The sequence below is a fragment of the Bacillus sp. BS3(2021) genome (assembly GCF_021043345.1).
Classification (GTDB): Bacteria; Bacillota; Bacilli; order Bacillales; family Bacillaceae; genus Bacillus; species Bacillus paralicheniformis.
Genome location: NZ_JAJNDM010000010.1, coordinates 97,317 through 122,938, shown reverse-complemented (window position 1 = coordinate 122,938; position 25,622 = coordinate 97,317). Strand labels below are relative to the sequence as shown.

26 protein-coding genes are annotated in these 25,622 nt (G+C 47.8%); 21 read left to right on the top strand and 5 right to left on the bottom strand.

What is annotated here, in order from left to right; translation table 11 throughout:
• Positions 1-18 precede the first annotated feature (18 nt).
• From LQ247_RS19385 to LQ247_RS19340, 10 genes are all read left to right on the top strand, one after another.
• Positions 19-978 (top strand): hypothetical protein, encoded by a 960-nt coding sequence (locus LQ247_RS19385; protein ID WP_231006452.1) that lies wholly within the window; start codon positions 19-21, stop codon positions 976-978.
• 43 nt (positions 979-1,021) lie between these two features.
• The gene (locus LQ247_RS19380; RefSeq protein WP_026579850.1) at positions 1,022-1,291 is read left to right on the top strand and encodes a hemolysin XhlA family protein; all 270 of its coding nucleotides are present in this window, start codon (positions 1,022-1,024) and stop codon (positions 1,289-1,291) included.
• 14 nt (positions 1,292-1,305) lie between these two features.
• On the top strand, positions 1,306-1,569 hold the full coding sequence (locus tag LQ247_RS19375) for a phage holin (RefSeq protein ID WP_026579849.1): 264 nt from the start codon (positions 1,306-1,308) through the stop codon (positions 1,567-1,569).
• Positions 1,570-1,621: 52 nt separating this feature from the next.
• On the top strand, positions 1,622-2,686 hold the full coding sequence (locus tag LQ247_RS19370; RefSeq protein ID WP_231006451.1) for a peptidoglycan recognition protein family protein: 1,065 nt from the start codon (positions 1,622-1,624) through the stop codon (positions 2,684-2,686).
• A gap of 99 nt (positions 2,687-2,785) precedes the next feature.
• Positions 2,786-3,472: a GntR family transcriptional regulator gene (locus tag LQ247_RS19365; protein ID WP_231006450.1), complete on the top strand. Its 687-nt coding sequence runs from the start codon at positions 2,786-2,788 to the stop codon at positions 3,470-3,472.
• Positions 3,473-3,484: 12 nt separating this feature from the next.
• Positions 3,485-4,501: a zinc-binding alcohol dehydrogenase family protein gene (locus LQ247_RS19360; protein ID WP_231006449.1), complete on the top strand. Its 1,017-nt coding sequence runs from the start codon at positions 3,485-3,487 to the stop codon at positions 4,499-4,501.
• Positions 4,502-4,521: 20 nt separating this feature from the next.
• A complete protein-coding gene (gene uxuA / locus LQ247_RS19355) occupies positions 4,522-5,619 on the top strand; it encodes a mannonate dehydratase (protein WP_035338920.1) in 1,098 nt (365 codons plus the stop codon).
• Positions 5,595-6,443 carry an SDR family oxidoreductase gene (locus tag LQ247_RS19350; protein ID WP_195257763.1) on the top strand — a complete coding sequence of 283 codons (849 nt, stop codon included), beginning with the start codon at positions 5,595-5,597 and terminating at the stop codon, positions 6,441-6,443. Before uxuA ends, LQ247_RS19350 begins: the two co-directional genes overlap by 25 nt.
• Before the next feature lie 25 nt (positions 6,444-6,468).
• Positions 6,469-7,482, top strand: coding sequence for a zinc-binding alcohol dehydrogenase family protein (locus LQ247_RS19345; RefSeq protein ID WP_231006448.1), 1,014 nt, complete (start codon positions 6,469-6,471; stop codon positions 7,480-7,482).
• A gap of 51 nt (positions 7,483-7,533) precedes the next feature.
• Positions 7,534-8,805 (top strand): MFS transporter, encoded by a 1,272-nt coding sequence (locus tag LQ247_RS19340; protein WP_026579844.1) that lies wholly within the window; start codon positions 7,534-7,536, stop codon positions 8,803-8,805.
• Positions 8,806-8,871: 66 nt separating this feature from the next.
• Here the strand turns inward: LQ247_RS19340 and LQ247_RS19335 are convergent, their stop codons facing one another.
• The 5 genes from LQ247_RS19335 to LQ247_RS19315 all read right to left on the bottom strand — a co-directional run bounded on the left by LQ247_RS19335 (position 8,872) and on the right by LQ247_RS19315 (position 11,754).
• A complete protein-coding gene (locus LQ247_RS19335) occupies positions 8,872-9,003 on the bottom strand; it encodes a hypothetical protein (RefSeq protein ID WP_023856733.1) in 132 nt (43 codons plus the stop codon).
• 93 nt (positions 9,004-9,096) lie between these two features.
• Entirely contained in the window at positions 9,097-9,270 is a 174-nt protein-coding gene (locus LQ247_RS19330) for a type II toxin-antitoxin system SpoIISB family antitoxin (protein ID WP_023856734.1), read from the bottom strand.
• Positions 9,270-10,016 (bottom strand): type II toxin-antitoxin system SpoIISA family toxin, encoded by a 747-nt coding sequence (locus tag LQ247_RS19325; RefSeq protein ID WP_023856735.1) that lies wholly within the window; start codon positions 10,014-10,016, stop codon positions 9,270-9,272. The genes LQ247_RS19330 and LQ247_RS19325 overlap by 1 nt, the downstream gene beginning before the upstream one ends.
• Positions 10,017-10,125: 109 nt before the next feature.
• Complete coding sequence (locus tag LQ247_RS19320; protein WP_075212749.1) at positions 10,126-11,124, bottom strand: inorganic phosphate transporter; 999 nt, start codon at positions 11,122-11,124, stop codon at positions 10,126-10,128.
• Positions 11,125-11,136: 12 nt separating this feature from the next.
• Entirely contained in the window at positions 11,137-11,754 is a 618-nt protein-coding gene (locus tag LQ247_RS19315; protein ID WP_023856737.1) for a DUF47 domain-containing protein, read from the bottom strand.
• Between the two features lie 332 nt (positions 11,755-12,086).
• On the opposite strand from LQ247_RS19315, the gene ggt reads away from it, so the two are divergent.
• The 11 genes from ggt (at position 12,087) to LQ247_RS19260 (ending at position 25,622) form a co-directional block, all read left to right on the top strand.
• On the top strand, positions 12,087-13,844 hold the full coding sequence (ggt, locus tag LQ247_RS19310) for a gamma-glutamyltransferase (RefSeq protein ID WP_025811589.1): 1,758 nt from the start codon (positions 12,087-12,089) through the stop codon (positions 13,842-13,844).
• 134 nt (positions 13,845-13,978) lie between these two features.
• A complete protein-coding gene (locus tag LQ247_RS19305; RefSeq protein WP_003180888.1) occupies positions 13,979-14,623 on the top strand; it encodes a YesL family protein in 645 nt (214 codons plus the stop codon).
• A 13-nt stretch (positions 14,624-14,636) separates the two neighbouring features.
• Positions 14,637-16,373 carry a sensor histidine kinase gene (locus LQ247_RS19300; protein WP_231006447.1) on the top strand — a complete coding sequence of 579 codons (1,737 nt, stop codon included), beginning with the start codon at positions 14,637-14,639 and terminating at the stop codon, positions 16,371-16,373.
• A 2-nt stretch (positions 16,374-16,375) separates the two neighbouring features.
• On the top strand, positions 16,376-17,542 hold the full coding sequence (locus LQ247_RS19295) for a response regulator transcription factor (RefSeq protein WP_231006477.1): 1,167 nt from the start codon (positions 16,376-16,378) through the stop codon (positions 17,540-17,542).
• A 145-nt stretch (positions 17,543-17,687) separates the two neighbouring features.
• Positions 17,688-18,983 (top strand): ABC transporter substrate-binding protein, encoded by a 1,296-nt coding sequence (locus tag LQ247_RS19290; RefSeq protein WP_425332690.1) that lies wholly within the window; start codon positions 17,688-17,690, stop codon positions 18,981-18,983.
• 31 nt (positions 18,984-19,014) lie between these two features.
• Positions 19,015-19,932 carry a carbohydrate ABC transporter permease gene (locus LQ247_RS19285; protein WP_106070994.1) on the top strand — a complete coding sequence of 306 codons (918 nt, stop codon included), beginning with the start codon at positions 19,015-19,017 and terminating at the stop codon, positions 19,930-19,932.
• 87 nt (positions 19,933-20,019) lie between these two features.
• A complete protein-coding gene (locus LQ247_RS19280; RefSeq protein WP_243941130.1) occupies positions 20,020-20,829 on the top strand; it encodes a carbohydrate ABC transporter permease in 810 nt (269 codons plus the stop codon).
• Positions 20,830-20,847: 18 nt separating this feature from the next.
• Positions 20,848-21,882 carry a glycoside hydrolase family 88/105 protein gene (locus LQ247_RS19275; protein WP_023856745.1) on the top strand — a complete coding sequence of 345 codons (1,035 nt, stop codon included), beginning with the start codon at positions 20,848-20,850 and terminating at the stop codon, positions 21,880-21,882.
• A 45-nt stretch (positions 21,883-21,927) separates the two neighbouring features.
• Positions 21,928-24,213: a helix-turn-helix domain-containing protein gene (locus LQ247_RS19270; RefSeq protein ID WP_231006445.1), complete on the top strand. Its 2,286-nt coding sequence runs from the start codon at positions 21,928-21,930 to the stop codon at positions 24,211-24,213.
• Positions 24,214-24,226: 13 nt separating this feature from the next.
• A complete protein-coding gene (locus tag LQ247_RS19265) occupies positions 24,227-24,943 on the top strand; it encodes a rhamnogalacturonan acetylesterase (protein WP_106070997.1) in 717 nt (238 codons plus the stop codon).
• Entirely contained in the window at positions 24,930-25,622 is a 693-nt protein-coding gene (locus LQ247_RS19260; protein WP_023856748.1) for a YesU family protein, read from the top strand. The genes LQ247_RS19265 and LQ247_RS19260 overlap by 14 nt, the downstream gene beginning before the upstream one ends.

The window sequence follows — 25,622 nt, the reverse complement described above, 5'->3', positions numbered from 1 at the left end:
GAGGGAGGTTAATATAAATTGGATATCCAAAAACCGAAGCCTTTTCGGACGACGGACAAAGCCCACGCTGATTTGTTTAATCAGGTAATCGATCAGCTGAATACAAATGATGAGTCGATTGCACAGTTTGCCGCCGAAGCTGAACAACGTTCAACTGCCTATACAGACAGGCACACTTCGAAAAAGGATAACCCGCATGGTGTAACAAAAACCCAGGTCGGTCTGGGGGAAGTGATCAATAAAAGGCAGGCTACAAAAGATGAATTTGACTTGCATCATAACGATCAAACACGGCATGTTACTGAGGATGAAAGAGATAAATGGAACGGAAGCCAGATTTTTAATATTACCGGGGACGATGGACAAGCAAAGGTATATATAAGCGCTGAAGATGACTTTCAAACGGTTCTCCCACATTATACCGGGCTGGTACATTTTACGGCAGCTTCAGGAGCATCAAACGGACCAGGCGCGGCCGTTCGAGGAATTTGGACTTGCAACGCTTTAGGTAACTATGGTCAAGTGATCGCGTTTGACAATGCAAACAGAACCTATCGGAAAACAATATCCGGTGGCAACTGGACTGAGTGGACAGAATTAGTCTCCGTTGAGAGTCTTGAGGCAAAGCTGACGAACTTAACTTGGCACTTTCCAACGCTTTTAAATGAATGGGTTAACTATGCGGATAGCACGAAAGCCCGTTATACAAAAGATGCAACCGGCACGGTATTTGTAGAAGGTGCAATTGCAAAAGGAAAGATTGGTTTTAATATTCCTGCATTCGTGTTGCCGAAAGGTTATCGGCCGTCACGCGCCTTTCAATTTGTAGGTGTAGCATCTCAACTGGGCATGTCCAATACTCCGCAGTATCATCGCTTACAGGTGAGTGTTGATGGTAATGTCGTGATCGAAAACTGCTCGAATACAGTAAATCCAAATGAATATATCAGTTTTGGATTTAGTTTTAAAGCCACATAGATTTTTAAAAAATCATTTAAACAATATGAGAGAGGGAATTAAAATGCTGGAAGCACCAGAACTGGATATCTTCCAAAAAGAAGTTCAGGAAATGAAAGCTGATCAAAAATCACTCGAACAGCGCGTCAGCACACTCGAACGAACATCAGACCGCCACGATCAGCAAATCATCTCGATTAACGAAAAGCTGAACAAAATCGAAGAGAATACAACTTGGATCAAGCGCAGCATCACAGGCGCGATCATTACAGCGGTCAGCACCGGCATCATCGGCGGAGCGATCGCTGTTTTTTATAATTTATTGCAGAAATAAGGGAGGACAAGATGATGAAACATATCGACAAAGGCACGGTCGTCAGGACGGTGCTTCTTTTTATTGCGCTGGTCAATCAGACGTTGATCATGTTTGGAAAGCCGGTTTTACCGGTCGCCGAAGATCAGATTCATACATTGGCGGATGCCCTGTATTCGGCAGGGTCTGCGGCTTTTACGATCGTTGCATCACTGGTTGCCTGGTATAAGAACAACTATGTGACGAGCAAAGGGAAAATGCAACAAGAGGTTTTACAGAAAAAAGGTTTAACGAAATGAAGCCGTCTTTGAGGCGGCTTTCTGAATTGAATGTGAAAAGGAATGATGAAGTTTGGTCAAAGTCATCAAGAACTTTGTAAAAGTCAATCAATACACCCGTCCCGGGCTGAAGCTTGCGGCAGTCAATGGAATTGTCATGCATTGGACGGCGACGCCCGGGGCTTCCGCTTTAAATGAGCGCAATTATTTCAATGGCACTTGCATTATTGACAAGCGTTATGCCTCGGCTCACTATTTTGTCGACCGCCATGAGGCACAGCATGTTATTCCCGATCAGGAAGTCGCTTATCATGCGCATGATCAAAACCGCTGCTATGTCAGCTTCCTGAAGCCGAATGCCAATACCATGGCGCTCGGGGTCGAAATGTGCGTGGAAAAAGACGGTACCATCCATGAAAAGACGATTCGCAATGCGGCAGAGCTTGTAGCTGATTTGTGCAAGACATACGGTTTGTCCACAGATCGGATTGTCCGCCATTACGATGTCACTAACAAAAGCTGTCCAACCCCGTGGGTGAAAGATGCCGGCCAATTGTCAGCTTTCCGTAAAAGAGTAGACGCCCTTTTGGGAACGAAAACCGTATCCGTGTCGGCTGCCTCCACCAGCAAAACAAGCTCATCGTCGGGCATTATACTCAAAAAAGGAATGTCAGGCGCTCATGTGAAAAAGCTGCAAACGCGCTTGATCGCGGCCGGTTTTTCGCTGCCCAAATACGGGGCGGACGGAAGCTACGGAAACGAGACGGTGCAAGCGGTTGCTTCTTTACAAAAGAAAGCGGGAATTAAAGCCGATGGCATTTACGGCCCGGCAACTGAAAAAGCCCTCACAGCCGCTGAAGCGTCAGCGGGCGGTAAGAGCAAGACATGGACTCTTCCCGCCGGCATTTATAAGGTGAAAAGCCCGCTGATGAAAGGAACGGCCGTCACACAAATTCAGACAGCCCTTGCGGCTCTTTATTATTACCCTGATAAAGGGGCCAAAAACCACGGGATCGACGGATACTACGGAGTGAAGACGGCAAACGCGGTGAAACGTTTTCAGTTGATGTACGGTTTGGGGGCGGACGGAATATACGGACCGAAGACAAAAGCGAAAATGCTGGCCCTCTTGAAATAAAGGAACTTTTAAAGTTCCTTTATATTTTTAAAATTTTCAAAAAATATCTATTCCACAACCATACTTGTATGGTAGTATGGCAGAGAGGAGGTGAGAGTCATGACAATGAAACAGTTAAACCCGCGGTCTGTCAGAGACCAAATCTATCAGATGCTGAAGGAAGAAATCATGAAGTTTCGGCTTGTGCCGGGTGAGCTGATATCGGAAAAAGAGATTTCAGAACGGTATGAAGTCAGCCGCACTCCGGTCAGAGAGGCTTTTTTGCAGCTGTCGAGAGAAGGGCTTCTCGAAGTCTATCCGCAGAAAGGAACCCGCGTATCGCTAATTGATCTTGATCTGGTGGAGGAAGCGAGGTTTATGCGGGGAAACCTGGAAAAGGCTGTAGCTGAACTGGCGTGTGAAGACTTTCCGGAGGAAGCTATGTTTAAGTTGGAGCAGAATGTGAAGATGCAGGAATTATCGATCACACAGAAAAACTATGAAAGTTTGTTTGAATTGGATGAAGCTTTTCATCAGGCGATTTTTGAAGGCTGCGGAAAAGCGAATGTTTGGGCTGCGATTCAGCAGATGAACGTTCCCTTCCAAAGAATCCGTTTATTAAGGCTTGCCGCCGATTTTAACTGGAATACCATTCATCAGCAGCACGGGGCATTAACAGAAGCGATTCGAACAAAACAGAAGGCGAAAGCTAAGAAAATTGCCGAGGAGCATTTGCAGCTGGTCATCGTCGATAAACAGATGCTCATTAATGAGTTTCCCGGTTATTTCAAAAGTAAGCGCTTTTAAAGGAGTGGTGATGTGAAAGCTGCGGTGATGACGAAGCCATTTTTAATTGAATTTCGCGACGTTCCGCGTCCCGAACCGGCCAGCGGCGAAGTCCTTGTCAAGGTAAAGGCCGCCGGGATTTGCGGCAGTGATGTGCATTTTTACGACGGTTCAAATCCATATGCACAGTACCCTCAGATTTTTGGTCATGAGCTCGCAGGCATCATTGAAAAAACGGGGGCCGGGGTGAGGGAGCGATCCGCGGGCGAAAGGGTCGTAATTGAACCGGCTATTCCGTGCGGAGGCTGTTACCCTTGTCGGAAAGGGAGGACAAACGCCTGTGTGAACATCGATATGATCGGATCGGTTCGCAGAGGAGGCTTCGCTGATTTTATCATTGTCCCGGAAACGCATGTCCATCCGATTCCTGAGCAAATGGATTTTGCAGCCGCAGCGTTGTGCGAGCCGTTTTCCATCGGAGCGCAGGCGGTTCGGCGGGCAGCTATTCAAACAGGCGAAACGATTGTCATATTGGGAATGGGTCCGATCGGGTTAACGATTTTGGCACAGCTTAAAAAGCGCTTTGACTCCCGTGTAATCGCTGTTGATCCCGTACGGGAAAGGCTTGAGCTTGCCGAAGCATTCGGTGCGGATGCCGTTATACAGCCTGGTGAAGAGGATGCCGAGCAAATGATTCTGAAGCTGACAGACGGAGAAGGAGCGGGGATTGTGTTCGAAGCGGCCGGGATTCCCGCGACGATTGAGCAATCCGTCCATTTGGCAGCTGCCGCCGGGCGCATTGTCATTGTCGGCTTAACGGGGGAAAATGTGACGATTCCGGGTCTTCTTCTCACAAAGAAAGATATTGAAATTTATGGAACAAAACACAGTGTCAATCAATTTCCCGACGTCATTCAATTTTTGAATGAAAACCCCGAAATAGCCCGATCTTTTGTCACTGAGATCATGCCTTTTACAGAAATAGAAGAGGCGTTGAAAAAAGCGAAAAACTGTCCCCATCAGGTCACAAAGATCATTTTATCTTATTGAATCGGTGAGGAGGAAGTGTGATGAAAATGGTTTTCAGATGGTATGGAGAAGGAAACGACTCCGTCACCCTTGAGCAGATCAGGCAAATTCCCGGTGTAGAGGGGATCGTTTGGGCGCTTCATCATCAGCCGCCAGGTGAAGAGTGGCCATTGGAAGAAATGTTAGAAGTGAAGCGGCAGTGTGAACAGCACGGTTTTCACATTGAAGTTGTTGAAAGCGTTAACATTCATGAGGATATTAAGCTCGGGCTGCCGACGAGAGATCTGTATATTGAAAAATACAAGCGAACGATTGAAAATTTGGCCAAAGCCGGCGTAAAAGTGATCTGCTACAATTTTATGCCTGTATTTGACTGGCTGCGGACCGATTTATACAAAAAGGCTCCAGACGGTTCCACCGCTCTGTTTTATGAGCACGCAAAGGTGCACACAATCGATCCTTTTGCGCTTGTCGATCAAATCGCCAAGCATCCCGAATTCACGATGCCGGGCTGGGAACCGGAGCGGCTGGAGCATCTGACAAGGCTGTTTGAAGCCTATCAAAATGTGACGGAGGAGGATCTGTGGAGCCATCTTCACTATTTTCTTGAACACATCATTCCAACCGCCGCACGCTGCGGAATCACAATGGCGATCCATCCCGATGATCCGCCGTGGCCGGTTTTCGGACTCCCGCGCATCATGACCTCAGGAGAAAGCATCGGTCGGCTTCTCCAGCTTGTCGATCATCCGGCTAATGGTGTGACACTGTGCAGCGGTTCATTGGGCGCAAATCCCGAAAATGATCTTACCGCTATGATCCGTGCGTATGCCGACCGGATTCCCTTTGCCCATATCCGCAACGTCAAAGTCTACGAAAACGGCGATTTTATCGAAACATCGCACAGAACAAAAGATGGCACCGTTGACATTTGCGGGATTGTCAAAGCCTACCATGAAACAGGTTTTTCAGGCTATGTACGTCCGGATCACGGCCGCCACATCTGGGATGAAAAGTGCAGGCCTGGCTACGGACTGTATGACAGGGCGCTCGGTATCATGTATTTATGGGGCATATGGGATTCGCTTAATAGAGAAGAACAGGGGGCTTCACAATGCTTGAAATCCATGAAAATTTAGCGGGAAAAACTGCGGTCATCACAGGTGGCAGCGGGGTGCTTTGCGGCGCGATGGCGAGAGAGCTCGGCCGGCAGGGTATGAATGTTGCCATTCTTAATCGAACCGTTGAAAAAGGAGAACTCGTGGCCGAAGCTATTCGAAAAGCCGGCGGCGCAGCGATTGCCGTTGAGTGTGATGTCATCAATCAACGAAGCGTTGAACGGGCGAAGCGCATTGTGGCCGACCGATTCGGCGGCTGTGATCTATTGGTGAACGGGGCCGGCGGCAATCACCCCAATGGCACGACATCAGATGAAACATTCAACTCCGAGCACCTCTTCCAGGACAACATCAAGACATTATTTGATCTGAACTGCGATGATGTCGGTTCTGTTTTCAATTTAAACTTCCTCGGTTCTTTCATTCCAACACAGCAATTTGCAAAAATGATGCTGAACCAAAAAGGGGCATCCGTGATCAATATTTCTTCAATGAGCGCTCAAACTCCGATGACGAAAGTGCCTGCTTACAGCGCTGCGAAAGCGGGCATCGACAATTTCACGAAATGGCTGGCCGTCTATCTGGCCGAAACGGGGATTAGGGTCAACTCCATTGCCCCGGGATTTTTCCTAACCAATCAAAATGAACGGCTTCTTCTTGATCAAAACGGCGAATTTACCGACAGAGCAAAGAAGATCATCTCTCACACCCCGATGAAGCGTTTCGGCAGCCCGGAAGATTTGCTGGGGACGCTGCTTTGGCTGGCGGATGAGAATATGTCCGGATTTGTTACCGGTATAACAGTGCCGGTGGATGGCGGGTTTACGGCTTATGCCGGTGTCTAAACGATGCGATAAAGGAGGCCGATACATGAAGCAGATTGTGTGTGAAAAGCCTTATCATTTTAAAATGACCGATGTGAAAATACCGGAACTTAAGGATGGGGAAGCATTGGTCCGCATCAAACGGATCGGAATTTGCGGGACCGATTTTCACGCTTATTGCGGAAAACAGCCGTTTTTCTCTTATCCAAGGGTGCTCGGACACGAGCTGTCCGGTGAAATTGTCAGCATCGATGATACCGGCGGAACGCTTAAGCCTGGCGATCAAGTGTCAATTATTCCTTATTTGGAATGCGGAACATGCATCGCCTGCCGGCACGGCCGGCCCAACTGCTGCGTGAATCTGAACGTCCTCGGTGTTCATACAGACGGGGGCATGCGGGAATACATAAACATCCCGGCAGACCACCTGTTAAAAACAGAAGGATTGACGCTCAGCGAAGCTGCTGTCATTGAATGTTTGAGCATCGGCGCCCACGCTGCAGAAAGGGCAAATATCAAAAAAGGGGAAGCGGTGCTTGTCGTTGGAGCGGGTCCTATCGGGCTCAGCGTGATGAAATTCGCAAAATTGAAGGGGGCGAAAGTCATCGCGATGGATGTCAGGAATGAGCGCCTCACATTTAGCCGTGAATGGGCTGAAGCCGATGAAGTTGTATTAGCGGGAGAACATGCGGCGGATGAGATCAAACGGTTGACGAACGGCGACTATCCGGCGGCTGTCTTTGACGCGACAGGGCACCTTGGATCGATGAACAGCGCTTATCAGTACGCCGCACACGGGGGCCGGCTGATTTATGTTGGGCTGGTTCACGGCCATCTGGTCATGCCCGATCCTGAAATCCACAAGCGGGAGCTGACCATTTTATCCAGCCGCAATGCATTAAGAAGCGATTTTGAGACGGTGATAAAAGCCATCAGGGATGGCGGAGCGGATGCGAACCGGTTTGTTACCGGACAGATTGCGTTCCGCGATGTTGTTGACGGATTTCAATCAGCACTTGCTCCGGAAACCAATCCTGTGAAAGTGTTGATCCATCTGTAATACCACATAAAATGAAAGCGTTTTCTAAATTCCAGAAAGAGGGGGTTGCCCATGTTTTCAAACGGCCGCGGGTTTGTCATCGTGATGCTTTTTCTGGCGGGAGTGATTAATTATTTGGATCGTTCAGCATTGTCTGTCGCCGCTCCTTTTATTCAGGAAGATTTGAACATACGTCCGGCGCAGATGGGCATGCTGTTCAGCAGTTTTTTCATCGGATATGCCATCTTTAATTTTATCGGCGGCTGGGCATCAGATAAGTATGGAGCGAAACATACGCTGTCGGCTGCAATGGTCGTATGGTCGGTTTTCAGCGGGGCCATTGCACTGACATATAATTTCGTCTCACTGTTTATCATCCGCGTCATTTTCGGCATGGGGGAAGGTCCGCTGTCAGCTGCAACGAGCAAGTCGGTCAACAATTGGTTTCCGCAAAAAGAAAGAGCAAGGGCGCTTGGCATGACGATGTGCGGAACGCCGCTCGGCGGAGCCATTTCAGGACCGATCGTCGGATTGATCGCGATCCATTGGGGGTGGAAGGCTTCCTTTGTGTTGATCATGATCATCGGGCTTATCTGGACTTGGTTCTGGATGAAATTCATGAAAGATAAGCCGGACGACTCCCGCAGTTTGTCCCCTGAAAAAGAAGCGCGTCCGAAAAAGGATACCGGCATCCCGCTGTCTTTTTATTTGAAGCAGCCGACCGTGCTGTTTACGGCGTTCGCATTCTTTTCTTACAACTATATTTTATTCTTTTTCTTAACGTGGTTTCCGAGCTATTTAACGTCAGCCCGGGGGCTGAGCATACACGATATGAGCGTTGCAACGATGATACCGTGGGTTGTCGGATTTCTCGGTCTCGCGCTTGGGGGATTTATATCGGATTATCTGTTCAAGCTGACGGGCAAACAGATGTTTTCGAGAAAAGCCGTGCTTGTGTGCTGCCTTTTGGCTGCGGCGGTATGCATTGGATTTGCCGGGCTTGTCACGACTGCGTTTGGAGCTGTTGCCCTTGTCGCACTATCGGTTTTCTTTTTGTATTTGACCGGCATCACATACTGGGCGATTATACAGGATATCGTTCATCCGGACAGGGTCGGGGGTGTGAGCGGATTCATGCACTTTCTTGCCAATACGTCCGGTATTATCGGTCCGACCGTTACAGGGTACATCGTCGAGTATACCGGGGCTTTCACAAGCGCTTTTTTGCTTGCGGGAGGGCTGGCGGTGGCAGGTTCTATTTGCGTCGCTTTGTTTGTGAAACCGATACGTTCTGAGAAGCTGCCTCAATCTGTTGCAGAAGGCGGACAGGGGCATCCTTTATGATGCACATACTGCTGAAGGCATAAAAAACCCCCTTCTCAGCAGGGAAGGAGGTTGAAAGTTCAGGCTTCACGGTTTGTTTTTTCTTTTGTTCAGCGTTTTAATGATTTTCTCGCTTCTTCTTCTGAGAAGAGAGGTATAGTCTGACAGGCCAAATTTTGCGAAATCGACGTGTTTGACTTGTTTTTTCAGTTTTTTCACAGCATCACCTAATTCAGCGCTTTTAGTTGATTGGTTTATTGTATGTATGAAACGGGAAAACGGAATAAGGACGGGAGAATTTTCCCGTCCTCGTTAAGCTTTTTTTCTTTTATACTCGCCGATCAGCCGTTCGTTTTGCCGGAAAATCCGTTCGGTATGGGGGCTGACTTCGTATTTCGCGATATTGGTTTTGGATTGCTTTTTAAACATTTTAAAGGCGAGGCGCTTTTTTGCGCTTTCATGGTCTTGCTGAAAAGCAGGCTCCATCAGTCGTCACCGTCCTCTTCGTTTGGTAGCAGAAGATCATAGATGCTTGTTAAAGAAGTAAACAGGAGGTAGTCAAATTCTGTGACAAGGTCTTCTGAGGTTAACTTCATGACATAGTCAAAATCGTGGATGGAAAAAGGAATGAGGACCATTTTTCCGTTTTCTTCATAATAAACGTCTTTGCGCTCAAGCTTTTCTTGAACATCGAAGCGGTTTTCCATATGCTCAAGCAAATGATCCTTGCTTTCTTCTGAATTATATTCGCAAAGTGCAGCGGATATATTCATTTTTTCGGCAAATCGTTTGATGAGCTTTTCGATCCCTTCTGCATATGCTTCTATATTTCCATAATAGATGTGGATCGGTTCGTTTTTCAATAGGTATTGAAACGTTTTCAGCCTGTTTTGATATGTGTGGAGGAGGTCGTTGTTTTCTTCGAGAAGCATTCTTGTGTCTGTCGCGAGTTCGGAGCTGCCGAGCTTTTTAAAGTAAGCGTTTAAGAAAATAAAAGCGTCTGTCAGCGTGAAAAAAACGGCAACGATCAAGTAATGAAGCGGGTTTGTGAAAATCGACTGCGGATCGTGCGTCCAATAAATCACGGCGCCGATAACATAAAGCAGGTACCACGTTTTTCGGATCGCGACCGTTTTTTCGGTGAGCTTTTTTTCAAAACGCCACACGGCAGCCACATACAGAGCCAGCGCCAATACAATGAGCCAAACAAGGAATTGATAAAATAGCAGCATAACTGGTTTCCCTCTTCCCGAGAAATAGTGCAGTTCCTATTCTATTGTTATGCCGGCTTTCTTTTAAACATGAAAACTCCCGTCCTGGATTCGGACGGGAGTGTGCTGATTAAAAGAATAAATCTAGTATGAAATAGGCAAATGCACCGATGGTTGCCGAAATGGGAAGGGTAATGACCCATGTGATCAACATCCGTTTTGCGGTGCCCCAGTTTACGCCTTTCACCCGGTGGGAAGCGCCTACGCCTAAAATGGATGAAGAAATGACGTGTGTCGTGCTGACAGGCAAATGGACGATCGTCGCACCAAAGATGATGAGGGCTCCCGTCAAATCTGCAGAGACACCGTTGACGGGACGGATCTTCATGATTTTTCCGCCGACGGTTTTGATGATTTTCCAGCCGCCGACAGATGTTCCGAGTCCCATGGCTGTGGCGCATGCAAGCTGCACCCAGAACGGGATGTCAGTTGTACTGTGCAAGTTACCCGCAATTAAAGCCATCGTAATGATACCCATCGCTTTCTGTGCATCGTTCGTGCCGTGTGTATAGGATTGTATGGCAGCTGTCGCGATTTGAACGCGACGGAACCGCTTATTCGTTTTGGCCAGATTGCTGTTCTTAAAAATGACTTTGACGATGCTGTAGATCAAATATCCTAAAACAAACGCCAAAATGGGCGATAATATAAGTGCTTCGATAATTTTAATAAATCCGTGGTATTTAATCGCGGCGAATCCTTCCGATGCGATGACAGCTCCGGCAATCGCTCCGATGATCGCGTGGGATGAGCTGCTGGGAATGCCGAAATACCAAGTCACCAGGTTCCATGTAATGCCTGCGATAAGAGCTGCAAGGATCACGACCGATCCGTTTTCCAGTTTGAAAGGGTCGGCGATGTCGCTCGTAATGGTTTTCGCTACGCCTGTGAACGTCATGGCGCCGGCGAAGTTCATAACTGCCGCCATTATAATGGCGTGCCTTGGTTTTAACGCTTTTGTCGATACCGAGGTGGCGATCGCATTTGCCGTATCATGAAAACCGTTGATAAAGTCAAATGCCAAAGCAAAGATGACAATCAGTATGGTTAATACAAATAAAAGATCCATTATAATCCCTCGTTACGCATTTTTCATTATGATGGTTTCTAAATTGTTTGCTACACTTTGGCATGAATCTGCGATTTCTTCTAGCGTCTCATAGATTTCCCTGTACTGGATCACTTTAATCGGATCGGTCTCTTTCCCGAAAAGATTCTTCAGCGATTTGCGGTGCAGGTTATCGCAGTTATGTTCGTATTCTTTAATTTTAATGGCGTGCGGCTGAATTTCTGTCAGGCGATTTTCCGCCAGCAATTCAATTGTCAACAGAATTTCTTTTGCGCATTCTCTGATATAGCCGCTGAATTTATCAATATGCTCATCTGAAGATGTGATCGAGAAGATTTCCATCATGGCTGAAAAGTGTTCGATACCGTCGAGTACATCATCGAGGCTGTTTGTAAGCTGAAGGATGTCTTCGCGTTCGATCGGCGTGATAAATGCTTTGTTCAGCTCCTTAATCATCGTATGTACATAATTATCTCCTTTTGTCTCATACTCTTTTAAGGTATCCGCGAATTCTTTAAGGGTTGTCTGATTCGTCACTTTATAGTTAACAAAATACTCAGCTGTTTCGTCTAAATTTTTTGCAATTTCCGTCAAAAGCACGGAAAACTTGTCTTTTTTTCTTTTCAACATTTGTAACCCTCCATTGTTTAAATGAGACAATGCACACATCAAAATATTATATAACTTTTTGTCGAAAAAAAACAGGTGCAGTCGAAAAAAACCATTTAATTTTTAGATATTCACATCTTTTAGGTGGGCGCAAGCACCAGCTGCCATCCGGGATTTTATGATGATAATAGGCGTTTTCTCCTTTCAGCTAATTGTGTCAAAAGAACGAATGACAGGATTTTTTTGAGGAATTTGGGAGTTTGGGTTCAAAAAAATAGAAAATTGGGAGTTTTCCTTATTTTCAGTTCACTTTCCTGTTATAGTAGTAATAAACTGGAAAGGAAGGTGATCTGATGAGACGGTTAGCTTTCTTAGTTGTTGCGATGTGCTTGGCGGTTGGTTGCTTTTTCAGTCCGGTGTCAAAAGCAGAAGGGGTTATGAGCGGCGGAGATGGTGATAAAGTCGCCGTCGGGAAAGACGGTATGGTGGCTACGGCCCATCCGCTTGCATCAAAAATCGGAGCTGAGGTGTTGAAAAAGGGCGGGAATGCCATTGATGCAGCAATTGCGATTCAGTATGCTCTGAATGTAACGGAGCCGATGATGTCGGGAATCGGCGGCGGTGGATTCATGATGGTCTACGATGGCGAGACGAAGGAAACGTCGATCGTCAACAGCAGGGAGCGTGCTCCACAGGGTGCCGAACCTGACATGTTTTTGGATGAAGACGGAAAGGTGATTCCTTTTTCAGAAAGGTCGAGACACGGAAATGCGGTCGGTGTGCCGGGAACGCTGAAAGGGCTCGAAGCAGCGCATAAAAAGTGGGGAACGAAGAAAATGGAAGACTTGATATCGCCTTCCGTTAAGCTTGCAGAAGAAGGGTTCCCGATCGATTCGGTTTTGGCCGATGCGATAAAGGACCATCAGGACAAGCTCAGCAAAACGGCCGCAAAGGATATTTTCCTTCCCGACGGTGAACCTTTGAAAGAAGGTGATATCCTCGTACAAAAGGATTTGGCCAAGACGTTTAAATTAATACGGAAAGAAGGGTCAAAAGCCTTTTATGATGGAGAAATCGGCCGGGCGATAGCAGATGTCGTGCAGGATTTCGGGGGTTCGATGACACCTGATGACCTGTCCCGCTATGAGGTCACAACAGATAAGCCGATCTGGGGCGAGTACCACGGCTATGATATCGCAAGCATGCCTCCTCCAAGTTCAGGCGGAGTGTTCATGCTGCAGATGCTGAAATTGATTGATGATTTTCATTTATCCCAATACGATCCAAAATCATTTGAAAAATATCATCTGCTCGCGGAAACGATGCACCTCGCCTATGCGGACAGGGCGGCATATGCGGGCGATCCGGAATTTGTCGATGTTCCGCTCTCAGGGCTGCTCGATCCCGATTATATTAAGGAGCGGCAGCAGCTGATCAGCCTTGATTCGATGAACCGCGATGTGAAAGCAGGCGATCCATGGAAATACGAGGCGGGAGAGCCGAATTATGAGATCGTGCCTCAGCCTGAAGATAAGACGATCGGGGAGACGACGCATTTTACCGTCACGGACCAGTGGGGCAATGTTGTCTCTTATACGACTACGATTGAACAGCTTTTTGGAACGGGGATTTTAGTGCCCGGGTACGGACTGTTTTTAAACAATGAACTGACCGATTTTGATGCGGTTCCAGGCGGAGCGAACGAAGTTCAGCCGAATAAAAGGCCGCTTTCAAGCATGACGCCGACGATCGTTTTTAAAGACGAAAAACCGGTGCTGACTGTCGGTTCCCCGGGAGGAACGACGATCATTGCTTCCGTTTTCCAGACGATCTTGAATTATTTTGAGTACGGCATGAGCCTTCAGGATGCGATTGAAGAGCCGAGAATCTATACGAACAGCCTGACTTCTTACCGCTATGAATCGGGAATGCCGGAGGATGTCAGACTGAAGCTCAATGACTTCGGCCACAGATTCGGTGCGAATCCGGTTGATATCGGCAATGTCCAAAGTATTTTCATTGACCGGGAGAACAGAACGTTTATGGGGGTTGCCGATTCAAGCAGAAACGGGACGGCGGTCGGCGTCAACATTAAGACATCGGCTAAATAGCGGAAGCAAGGGCTTGGTCTAAGGCTTTTAGATCAAGCCTTCTTCCGTCTGTCAGCGGGGAAAAGAGGATTTTTTTCGAAAGAAGAGAAATATATTTTTTGAAAGCGTTTACCAAGTTGCGAAGGAGGGAGACCATGATTCACACGTTGGCAAATGGATTTTACCGCTTTTGCGAGTGGGTGATGCGGCTCGCCTATTTGAATCTGCTGTGGATCGGCTTCACGCTGGCGGGAGCGGTCATCTTCGGTTTAGCGCCGGCGACTGCCGCGATGTTCGCTGTGACAAGACAGTGGGCGCTGGGAAAGATGGATATCCCGGTGTTTCAGACGTTTTATCAGGCGTTTAAAAAGAAATGGGCCAAAGCAAGCGTTCTCGGTTTGATATTGGGTCTGGTCGGTTTATTGCTGATTGTTGATTTTCAAATTGCGGCCGTCTATTTTCACGATCAGCCGGTTGTCTTAAGTCTGTTCATCAGTTTGTTTATCATTTACGCCATCATCCTCTTTTACGCTTTTCCAATTGATGTCCACTACGATTTAAAACGGATTGCAGTGCTGAAATACAGCTTTATCATCGGCTTTTCCCGTCCGCTCACCTCGTTTTTCATGCTGATCAGCGCGTTTGGCATGATTCTGCTCGCTTTATTTCATGTCACATTTCTTCTATTCTTCAGCGGCAGCGCTTTAAGCTTCATTTTGACGAAGCTCTCGTTTCAGGCGTTCCGCGCAATAGACGGGCGCCGGACAGATAAACAGGCTGCCGTCACACGCTTGAAATGAAGGTGTTCGTTCGGTGAACCGGTATCAGCATTTAAAAATTAAAGATCAATTGTTTATCTTGATTTCATTGATCATGGCCGTTTCGCTCATCTTGATCTTGAGTGGCGTTCAATACGCGTTCCGTGTCTATGACCAGCAGATTTACAGGAAGTCGTCACAGGTGCTGATGTTATCATCAAAAAGCATTGAAGATGAATTGAAAAAGATTGAGGATGTGTCATATCAACTGACCACTGACGCCGCCATCCAAGCAAACCTTCTGAAAGCCGGCCGCGGCCAAAACAAATACGTGACCTACCGAATGAAAAGCAAAATCTGGGATAAGCTTGCCGAATATACCGGCTCTAAGCGGTACATTAAATCGATTCATTTGTTTGATGCTTCCGGAACCGAGTATTCCGCAGGTGCGAATTTAACCGAAGCATTGCGGGAGCAAAAAAATGCGCTGATCGAAAAAGCGTCGCGCCAAAAAGGCGGCAACACGTGGGAGCCTATGCCGGGTGAAACCGGCGAGCTGTTATCCGTCCGGGAAATTCGCTCCTATGAGCGTTTAAACCTTGACCATCTGGGAACAGTGGTGATTGTCGCCGATTTAAAACGGGTGATCGGCGATCTTCCGAAAGACTGGGGGGAAGGCGCAGGCAAGATTGCGATGTCGGACGGGCAGGAGCTGTTTTTTTCTGAAATGCCTTTCAGCCAAACCGATGGACTACGTTTATCTTCTCACGCAGAAAACGGATATGACATTGTGGAGGAAAACGGCCAGCGCTTTTTCGTTTCATATGTCAAATCAGCGTATAAGAATTGGACGTATTGGAGCCTGATCCCTTTTGACGCGATGTTTTCGAAAATCTCTGCGATGAAGACGATCCTGATTTCCCTTTTTATTCTCTTCTTTCTGATTGCGGTTCTCTTTGGAAGGAAAATGGCCAGGGGCATTACGAGTCCGATTGAGAAGCTGGTGGCAGCCATGAAAAATGTCCAAACCGGCGATTTTAAACTGGCGCCGCTCACTCGTGCTCCTTCAGACCGGCAGGATGAAGTCAGCGTCTTAAACCGCAACTTTTTTACAATGGTTGAACGGATCAATGAACTGATTGCCGAGAACTACGAGAAGCAGCTGATGCTGAAAGAGACGGAATTCAGAGCGCTCCAAGCGCAAATCAACCCCCACTTTTTATACAACACGCTCGAGTCGATCAACTGGCTGGCAAAAACGAACCGTCAGCCGCAAATTTCAAAGATGACGGAATCCCTCGGGTTTTTGCTCAGGAATGCCATCAATATGAAAAACGACGTGGTGACGATCGATGAAGAAGCTGAAATTGTGCTCCACTATTTTACCATTCAGCGTTTTCGCTTTGAGGAGCGGCTCGTTTTTGAACTCGACATTGAGCCGGCGGTGAAAAAATGCCGCGTGCCAAAGCTTGTCCTCCAGCCTTTGGCTGAAAATGCGATTACATACTGTCTCGAGCCCTTCATTGAACCTTGCCATATTCACATTAAAGCATATAAAAAAGGCGGGTTTGTATATTTAACGGTTACCGACAACGGACCGGGCATGGATGAAGACTTTTTGGAAAAAGCGAGAAAAGAGCTTGTACGGACAAGAGGCAGAGGAATCGGACTGCAAAATATCGATGAGCGCATTCAGCTGATGTTTGGCAAAGGGTACGGCTTGACGATTTCAAGCGAAAAGAACAAGGGAACCGAAATGTTAATTAAAATACCATTTCAAAGCGGGGTGTGATGATGTATAAAGTGCTGTTGGCGGACGATGAACGGATTATTCTCGACGGCATCTCCAGCATGATCGAGTGGAGTTCGTTCGAAACGTCTTTGATCGGAGCCGCACAAAACGGGATTGACGCTTACCGTCTGATTATGGAAGAGCGGCCGGACATTGTGATCAGCGATATTAAAATGCCCGGGATGGGAGGACTCGAACTGATCGAGAAAGTGTCCCGCGACTACCCGTCAATCCGGTTTATTTTGCTGACGGGCTTCGGCCAGTTTGAATATGCAAAAAAAGCGATGTCATACGGAGTCAGACATTATTTGCTCAAACCCTGCAATGAAAGCCACATTATAGATTCGCTTCAAAGCGTGATCGGCGAGCTGAAAAAAGAGGAATCGGCGCAAAAAGTAAAAAATGATCTGGAGATGATGAAGCCGCATCTTATGAAGCAAATGTTAAAAGAGCTGGTCACGGGCAGCCGCATCGAGGATGAAACGTGCCTGCGCTTTTTTTCAGAGCAAAAGGTCATCAGACTGATCCTGTTTTCCGTCCGGGACGGGGATGACAAAGACTATGCCCAAGGTGTTGAGTCCATTGCGGATGAGGTGCTGAACGGTTCTGTCATCGCTTCGGCCTGCGTTCAACAAGTGCTTGTTTGTGCAGTTGACGGAAAAGTCGCTCCTGCCGTACTTGAGGAAAAAATGAAAAGCGTCCAAGAGCTTTCACGCCATCTGCTTCAATTTGAACCTGAAGCATCACTCAGCGAAAGCGGCAGTATCAGCGAAGCCTCTGCTATGTACGAAAAGGCATACGCACAGATCGTCCAACATGAAGGAGAGAGATCGGTTTTAATCGGGAGGATGCTCGATCTCATCGAAAAGGAGGCCTCAAATCCGAAGCTTTCTCTGAAATGGGCAGCCCGCAACATGCTGTACATGAATCCGGATTATCTCGGCAAGCTGTTTAAACAGGAAACCGGTGAAAGGTTTTCAAGCTATGTTGCAAAGGTGCGCATCGAAAAAGCGATCGCGAAGATGAAGAAGTCTAAAAACACGGCCATCGGCGCACTGGCAGAGGAGCTGGGGTTTGGCCACAATCCGAAATACTTCAGCCTTGTTTTTAAAAAATACACAGGATTCACCCCGTCAGAATTTCGAAAAAAAGAAGAAAACACGTTTTAATGCCGCCGGTATATTCGGCGGTTTTTTGCGTATTGACGGAATCTCTGTTTTTTTAACATTCTTCTCTGTTTTTTGAGTTTCTGGGACAAAAAGTTGAATTTAAAATGAAATGTAAGCACTTACAAAATAAGGAGGGGAAATGTTGATGAGAAGATTTGTGTTTTTCTCATTTTGCGTTTTGCTGACGCTCGGCCTGTTCGGATGCAGTTCAAACACTGAAGAGGCGGCCGGTGCGGACGGCAAAAAGAAGGTTACCTTGAGGGTCGCGTGGTGGGGCGGACAGCCTCGGCATGATTATACATCAAAGATTATCGAGCTGTATGAAAAGGAACACCCGCATGTCAAAATCGAAGCGGAGTTTGCGAATTGGGACGATTATTGGAAAAAGCTTGCCCCGATGTCTGCGGCGGGTCAGCTGCCAGATGTGATTCAGATGGATATGGCGTATTTATCCCAATACGGCAAGAAAGGCCAGCTTGAAGACCTGGCTCCGTACGTCAAGGACGGGACCATCAATACCGAATCGATTGATGAAAAGACGATCAAAGGCGGCAAAATCGGTGATCAGTTATACGGCTTCCCGCTCGGTGTGAATGTGCTGTCGGTGATTACAAATGATGACATGCTAAAAGAAGCGGGCGTTGAAATTGACGACGGCAGCTGGACGTGGACCGATTTTGAAAACCTGGCGCTAGAGGTCGAGGAGAAGACGGGGCAATACGGTTCAAACGGCATGCATCCGCCTGATGTCTTTTTCCCTTATTACTTGAGGACGAAGGGCGAGCGCTTTTATAAAGAGGACGGCACAGGCCTTGCTTATTCAGACGACAAGCTGTTTGTCGATTACTTCAAGCGTCAGGTGAAGCTCGTTGATGAAAAAGCATCGCCGACACCTGATGAAAGCGCGCAAGTGAAGGGAATGGAGGACGATTTTATCGTTAAAGGCCGAACGGCTGCAACATGGAATTATTCAAATCAGTTTTCGGCGTTCGCACAGCTGACCGATGCACCTCTGTCATTAAAACTGCCTCCTGAACAAGCGAAAGAAAAGGCGCTGTTTTTAAGGCCGAGCATGCTGTTTTCAATCCCGAAAAGCTCCGAGCAAAAAAAAGAAGCGGCTGCATTCATCGACTTCTTTATTAACAATGAAAAAGCCAATGCCCTGATCAAAGGAGAAAGAGGCGTGCCGGTTTCCTCCAAAATTGCGGAAACGGTGAAGAAAGAACTGAGTGAAGAGGAGAAAAAGATTTTCGAATATGTCGAACGGGCTTCGGAGTCCGCGGGGGAAGCGGAACCGCCTGAACCGATCGGCAGCGCCGAAGTTATCAAACTGCTAAAAGACACATCAGACCAGATTTTGTTTAAAAAGATCACGCCTGAAGAAGGAGCCGCGAAGTTCAGAAAAGAAGCGGACGCGATACTGAAAAGAAATCAACAATGATAAGCGGGACAAGTGGAGGGCCGCTCATCAAATGCAGGAGGAAGTGAACGTGAAGCGAAAAAATAAAATTGACAATTTGGCGGGTTACGCCTTTATTTCCCCGTTTATTATCGGATTTTTATGTTTTACCGTCATTCCGATGGGAGCCTCGCTGTTTCTGTCTTTTACAAGCTACGATCTGTTCACCCCGCCCAAATGGGTCGGCCTTGACAACTATAAGGCGATGCTGACAGATGATGAAAAGTACTGGGGCTCGCTGAAAGTGACGTTTTATTACGTGCTCGCGGGTGTTCCGCTGCGCCTCGCGTTTGCGCTTTTCATTGCGGTGATTTTGAACAGAGCCGAAAAAGGTGTCGGCATTTACCGGACGCTCTTTTATCTCCCGTCCATTATCGGCGGCAGCGTGGCGGTCGCGATTATGTGGCGAAATGTATTTGGCAATGACGGTGTTATCAATGCGCTTTTGTTCTTCCTCGGATTTGACCAGAAGATTCTTTGGTATCAGGATCCGACCAGCGCATTGTGGACCTTGATTCTTTTGTCGGTGTGGCAGTTCGGCTCTTCCATGCTGATCTTTCTTGCCGGATTGAAAAATATCCCGCCGATGTATCAGGAAGCGGCAAGCGTCGACGGTGCAAACAGATTTCAGCGTTTTTTTCTCATTACGCTCCCGCTTCTCAGTCCGATCATCTTTTTTAACCTGGTGATGCAGACCATTTCAGCCTTCATGACCTTTACGCCGGCCTACATTATTTCAAAAGGGGAAGGCGGTCCGCTTGACGGGACGCTTCTATATTCTCTCTATTTGTTCCAGCGGGCCTTCAACTTTTTCCAAATGGGCTACGCATCGGCGATGGCATGGGTGATGCTCATCCTGATCGGCCTTGTCACATTCATATTGTTCAAAACTTCATCCTTATGGGTGCATTACGAATCGAAGGAGGGGTAGCTGGTGGAGCCGGTAAAAGACATTTCGGGGCGGGCGGCGCCTGCCCCGCTTCCCGCAGGAACGGGAAAGAAAAGAGCCGGGCAGCTCGTGTTCCATATCGCGACTGCCGGTCTTGCGATCATCCTTTTGTATCCCGTTATCTGGCTGATCGCAAGCTCGTTTAAAGAAAGTGCGAGCATATTCGCCACATCCCATTCGCTCATCCCGGATCCTTTGATCCTGTCCAATTACACGGAGGGCTGGAAAGGGATCGCCGGACAGCCGTTCATTACATTTATTAAAAATTCGCTTATCATCGTCGGCCTCTCGACGGTCGGTGCGGTTTTGTCCTCAGCGTTCATCGCTTACGGATTCGCACGGATTCCATTTAAAGGGAAGGCATTTTGGTTTAGCTGCATGATGGTGACGATGATGCTGCCGCACGAGGTGCTGATGATTCCGCAATACATCATTTTTGCAAAACTGGATTGGCTGAATTCCTTCAAGCCGATCGTTGTTCCACAATTTTTCGGGCACGCGTTTTTTATCTTTTTGATGATTCAGTTCATCAGGACGATCCCGGTAGAACTCGATGAAGCGGCAAAAATTGACGGCTGCAGCCGTCTCGGCATCTTTTTCAGAATCATTTTGCCATTGATCGCACCGGCGCTCGCGACGTCCGCCATCTTCTCGTTTTACTGGAAGTGGGAGGAGCTGATCAATCCGCTTCTTTACTTGAACAAGCCGGAGCTTTACCCGGTTTCTCTGGCACTAAAGCTGTTTTTAGATACGGAAACGGCGTCTAACTGGGGGGCGATGTTTGCGATGTCAGTCGTCTCACTCGTCCCGGTGATTCTCGTATTTTTCGTTTTTCAAAAATCGATCGTCCAAGGAATCAGCATGAGCGGATTAAAATAACAAAGGGGAGAAAAATGCATGACAAAGCTTGTTTTTGATGAAGAAAAACTGAATGAAGTGATCGACAGAATCGTCAAGCGGACATTTCAGATGGATTTCGAATGGGATTGGCCGGGCGGCGTCGCGTTTTACGGCGTCGCTGAGGCGTATGAAGCAACCGAAAATGACGAATACCTCGAACTTTTGAAAAACTGGACGGATGAAAAGCTTGAAGACGGCTTGCCTAAGCTGTCGATCAACGGGGTATCCATCGGCCATACCCTTCTGTCGCTCTACCAGGCGACAGGAGATGACCGTTATCTTGACACCGCCCGGCAAATGGCGGACTATGTGCTCCGCGAAGCGCCCCGGTTCGCAGATGGGATTTTGCAGCACACCGTCAACTCAGAGAAACATGTATTCCCTGAACAGGCATGGGTCGATACGATGATGATGGCGGGCTTGTTCCTTCTCCGAATCGGCAAAACTGTCGGCAGCGAGGCATATTTTGAAGACGGGCTGCGCCAGTATCACGGCCATGAGGAATTTTTGCAGGACATGGAGACCAATCTCTATTATCATGGATGGGACCATGTGGCCAAAAACAATCTGTCAGGCATATTTTGGGGAAGGGGAAACGGATGGGCCGCTTTGACAATGGCTAAAGCGCTCCCTTTGATCGATGTTACGCATCCTTCATACATGATCATTGACGGTTCACTTCGAGACTTGTTGAGCGCGCTTGTCAGGCTTCAGCATCCTTCTGGTTTATGGCACACCGTACTGACGGATCCTGATTCATATCTTGAAGTGTCGGGATCTGCGGGGATTGCTTCCGGCCTGCTGTCCAGAGGCTCGCTATACCACAAATCCGTTCAGAAGGCGCTCACAGCCATAACAGATGCGGTCGCGCCTGACGGAAGGGTGGAACGCGTTTCAGCGGGCACAGCAGTGATGCGGGATGCACAGGGATACAAAGACGTTCCGTATAAACGGATTCAAGGCTGGGGACAGGGGCTTGCCCTGACGTTTTTGGCAGACGTCGTCCGCTCCAAGTCGCGCGCGTTCCAATAGAAATTGAAAAAGAAACATTCTTTTCATTGCAGTGGGGGGAGAGGGATGAAAAAGCTGCATCAAAGATATGTTTCACGGCGAAAAGGAAGTTTTTTTAAAAAAAGCTTTGTGCTGATTCTGCTGATTGCGTGTATTCCTGGCTTATTGACGGGTGCAGGAATCTATTTGTTTTCCGCTGCAAAAATTGAAAAAGAGCTCCAACAAATGCACGAGAACCAGGTGAAACGCCAAATCAGCCAAATCGATGACAAGCTGGAAGGGCTTGAGATCATGCTCTCCCAGCTTGCATATGATCCGCGCCTGATGAACGGTCTGGCCGATGCCGATCTGCAAACGGATTTTCAAACGACGTACAGGCTCTCAAAATCGCTGTTTGTGCTTCAGGATCAAAATCCGCTCATTCACAAGGTTGAACTGTTTATTCAAGGGAAAGAGCCGATTCTTTTAAATCCGGAATACAGCGGAATGACCGACCGGAACATCTTAAAGGCCTATCATTCGTTGCTTGAAGGCGGTCAAAATGTTTATTGGAAAGACATGAGCGCCGCTCCTTACGGAATGGCGCTTGTCCACAAAATTCCGGGAGGCATCTCAGAGCCGTTCGGCGCGCTGATTTTAACGATTGACGAAAAAGAAATGGGGCATTTGCTGGAAAGCCTTTCACCGTATTCAAAGGGAACAGCGCTTCTTTTTCATCATAATCAAAAGCCTGTTTTTTCCGGGAGCAAACGCGGCAAAGCCAATTTTGAAAGCGTTTTAAAAGGGATGCTTGAGAAACAAAAAAATCAACAGGGCTCCTTTGTGATGGATTGGGGCGGAGGGGCGTATTCCGTTTCATACGGACGAATGGACAGATTAAACCAGGAATGGACCTATGTCTCGGCTTCACCGATGTCGGCGATTACGGCTCCGGTGTTGTTTTTATCGAAGCTCGTCGCGTCGGTCAGCATCGCCGGGATCGTTCTTGCTTTCATTCTGTCATGGTATGCGTCACACAAAATTTATTCACCGATCGCAAGGCTGATCAAGCTCTGCTCAGGAGAGGGTAAGGCCGCTCATTTTCCGGATGAATTTCATTGGCTCGAGAAGCGCTGGGAAGACCTGACTGAGGAAAGCAGCAGACTGAAAAAGGAAATGCCCCAGGCTGCAAACGTTTTTTTTCAGCGCCTTCTCGGCGGATACTTTGCAGATGAATCAGAGAGGAATTTGAGAGATCGTCTGAAAAGGTGGGGCTGGGAAGCGAAAGACAATGTGTTTACCATCATCGATATCCAGCTGACGGGACTTTACGAAGGGAACGGAGCTTTTACAAAAAAGGATGAAAGTCTGACGGGTTTTTTGCTGGGCAACATTACGCGCGAACTGGCTGGTAGGACTTTCAAACATATTTATATGACCGATGTCCGTTCGTTATCGCTTGCTGTGCTGCTGATGAGCGGCAGGAAAACAGCCTTCAAGGAAGAAACCGCCCAATTTGTCCGTGAGCTGACGGATGTGATCTGCGGCATATCAAGACTCCACGTCACAGTGACGGTATCAAAAACCGCTCACATGTTAAAAGACATTCCCGGCATGTATGAAGAGGTGAAAGAAGGCAGGCATTACAGACAGTTCGAAAACGCCAGCCAGGTGATCGATTTAAGCCGGAAGGAAGACATGCCTCCCGTTGAATCATACTATCCGTTCACCCTTGAAAAAGAGGTCGTCAGGGCGTTGCGGCTTGAAGAAAGGGATGAAGTCGAAAGGCGGATCAGGCTGTTCATCCGGGAGCTGTCCGAAAAAGGAAAGACGGAAATCCGCATCCAGCCGGGCATGATGCAGCTGTTGGCAAAGATCCAGGAAGAGATCTTTCATTCCGGCCTTCACCCTTATGAATTGTTCAGCCGAAAAAATCTGCTGCAGGAGCTTTCAGAGCTGAGGGAGCCGGAAAGGGCCGTCGGCTGGATGATGGAGCGTGTCGTAAGCCCGTATCTTAAAGAAATGGAAGGCAGGAAAAACAGACAGCAAAAACGGCTTGTCGAACAGGTGCTTGAGATGATTCATCAGCATTATATGAACGATATCTCGCTTGAAAGCTGCGCTGATCAAGCCGGGACGAATTCGTATACGCTGAGCAAAGCTTTCAAACAAGTAACCGGCATCAATTTTATCGACTATGTTACTCGTCTCAGAATCGAAAAAGCGAAAGAGCTTCTTCTTGAAACGAATAAAAAAATCCATGACGTTTCTGAAGAAGTCGGCTACAGACACAGCTATTTCAACCGGATTTTCAAGAAGCAGGTCGGCATTCCGCCGAGCCGCTACAGGCAGATTCATCAGGAATCTTCGTGAAAGGGAGAGTGTTATGAAACGAACAGACGAAAAGCCAAAAGTGTCAGTATATTTGGCCGGGGATTCGACCGTCGCAGACTGTCCTCCGCATGAAGCGCCGATGGCCGGCTGGGGACAGATGCTTCCGCTGTTTTTCTCAGATGAGGCTGCGGTCGTGAATATGGCAAAAGGCGGGGCCAGTTCGAACAGTTTCATTGATGAAGGCCGGCTCGATGACATTACGGAGCGGCTTGGGCCTGGTGATTATGTGTTGATCCAGTTCGGCCACAACGATCAAAAACCGTACGGAACAGACCCGTATACAACCTATCAGGAGCATCTTGTCCGCTATGTTGAAGCGGTTCGCGAAAAACAGGCGACTCCGGTTTTGATCACTTCCGCAGAGCGCAGACGCTTTGATCAAAACGGAAAGCCTGCCGACACACTCGGAGATTTTCCGAAAGCGATGAAGGCGCTCGCTGACCGCTTCGAAGTTCCGCTCATCGATTTATGGTCCAAAACAAAAGCGCTCTATGAATCTCTCGGAACGGAAGACTCAAAACAGCTGTTCGTCCACTTTCAGCCGCATGAACATCCTCATTATCCAAATGGAATTGAAGACAATACTCATTTTTCCGAGGCGGGGGCCCGTCAAGTCGCCTGGCTGGTAACAGAAGGAATCAGAGAGCTCGGCCTGCCTCTAGCGGCTTATCTTCATTGTGAAAGGAGCGACTTCCGTGCCGAAGTGTAATGCAAGAGAAGGAAGCCTGATTTATCAAAACCCTTTATCGTCTCCTGAAGATCTCCGCGGCTGGGTGATGGAAGGAAAAGGAATCGTTCGTTTTCCGAACGGCCGCCTGCATATGGAGAATGAACTCGATGCTGAGCAATATGGAGACGATGCCCATTTTGTTTACTGGTGTCCAGAGACATTCCCTGATGGAATAGTTGTGAAGTGGGATTTCTATCCTGTGCGGGAGCCCGGCTTATGCATGATATTTTTTGCAGCCACCGGGATCAATGGGGAAGATTTATTTGACGGGCGGCTGGCGGAGAGAACAGGGAAATATCCGCAATATCATTCAGGGGACATCAACACATTGCACCTGTCGTATTTCAGACATAAGCATGCTGATGAAAGAGCATTCCGAACATGCAACCTCAGGAAAAGCCGCGGTTTTCACCTCGTCTGTGAGGGAGCCGACCCGCTTCCGCCCGCTAATGACGCTTTGCCTCCCTACCGAATGAAGCTCATAAAAGACGGGGTATCCGTTCATTTTTCAATCAACGGGCTGCCCATTTTGGAATGGGAGGATGACGGCAGGCGTTTCGGCCCGGTTTACGGAGGAGGAAAAATCGGTTTCAGGCAAATGGCTCCGCTGAAAGCAGCCTACGCCAACTTTGAAGTGCGCAGGCTGCTTTGCGACTGA

Coding starts and splice junctions, on each gene's coding strand:
- LQ247_RS19380 (WP_026579850.1), top strand. CDS start 1,022: ATGCTGGAAGCACCAGAACTGGATATCTTCCAAAAAGAAGTTCAGGAA.
- LQ247_RS19375 (WP_026579849.1), top strand. CDS start 1,306: ATGAAACATATCGACAAAGGCACGGTCGTCAGGACGGTGCTTCTTTTT.
- LQ247_RS19365 (WP_231006450.1), top strand. CDS start 2,786: ATGACAATGAAACAGTTAAACCCGCGGTCTGTCAGAGACCAAATCTAT.
- uxuA (WP_035338920.1), top strand. CDS start 4,522: ATGAAAATGGTTTTCAGATGGTATGGAGAAGGAAACGACTCCGTCACC.
- LQ247_RS19350 (WP_195257763.1), top strand. CDS start 5,595: ATGCTTGAAATCCATGAAAATTTAGCGGGAAAAACTGCGGTCATCACA.
- LQ247_RS19345 (WP_231006448.1), top strand. CDS start 6,469: ATGAAGCAGATTGTGTGTGAAAAGCCTTATCATTTTAAAATGACCGAT.
- LQ247_RS19340 (WP_026579844.1), top strand. CDS start 7,534: ATGTTTTCAAACGGCCGCGGGTTTGTCATCGTGATGCTTTTTCTGGCG.
- LQ247_RS19330 (WP_023856734.1), bottom strand. CDS start 9,270: ATGGAGCCTGCTTTTCAGCAAGACCATGAAAGCGCAAAAAAGCGCCTC.
- LQ247_RS19325 (WP_023856735.1), bottom strand. CDS start 10,016: ATGCTGCTATTTTATCAATTCCTTGTTTGGCTCATTGTATTGGCGCTG.
- LQ247_RS19320 (WP_075212749.1), bottom strand. CDS start 11,124: ATGGATCTTTTATTTGTATTAACCATACTGATTGTCATCTTTGCTTTG.
- LQ247_RS19315 (WP_023856737.1), bottom strand. CDS start 11,754: ATGTTGAAAAGAAAAAAAGACAAGTTTTCCGTGCTTTTGACGGAAATT.
- ggt (WP_025811589.1), top strand. CDS start 12,087: ATGAGACGGTTAGCTTTCTTAGTTGTTGCGATGTGCTTGGCGGTTGGT.
- LQ247_RS19305 (WP_003180888.1), top strand. CDS start 13,979: ATGATTCACACGTTGGCAAATGGATTTTACCGCTTTTGCGAGTGGGTG.
- LQ247_RS19295 (WP_231006477.1), top strand. CDS start 16,376: ATGTATAAAGTGCTGTTGGCGGACGATGAACGGATTATTCTCGACGGC.
- LQ247_RS19290 (WP_425332690.1), top strand. CDS start 17,688: ATGAGAAGATTTGTGTTTTTCTCATTTTGCGTTTTGCTGACGCTCGGC.
- LQ247_RS19285 (WP_106070994.1), top strand. CDS start 19,015: ATGCAGGAGGAAGTGAACGTGAAGCGAAAAAATAAAATTGACAATTTG.
- LQ247_RS19275 (WP_023856745.1), top strand. CDS start 20,848: ATGACAAAGCTTGTTTTTGATGAAGAAAAACTGAATGAAGTGATCGAC.
- LQ247_RS19270 (WP_231006445.1), top strand. CDS start 21,928: ATGAAAAAGCTGCATCAAAGATATGTTTCACGGCGAAAAGGAAGTTTT.
- LQ247_RS19265 (WP_106070997.1), top strand. CDS start 24,227: ATGAAACGAACAGACGAAAAGCCAAAAGTGTCAGTATATTTGGCCGGG.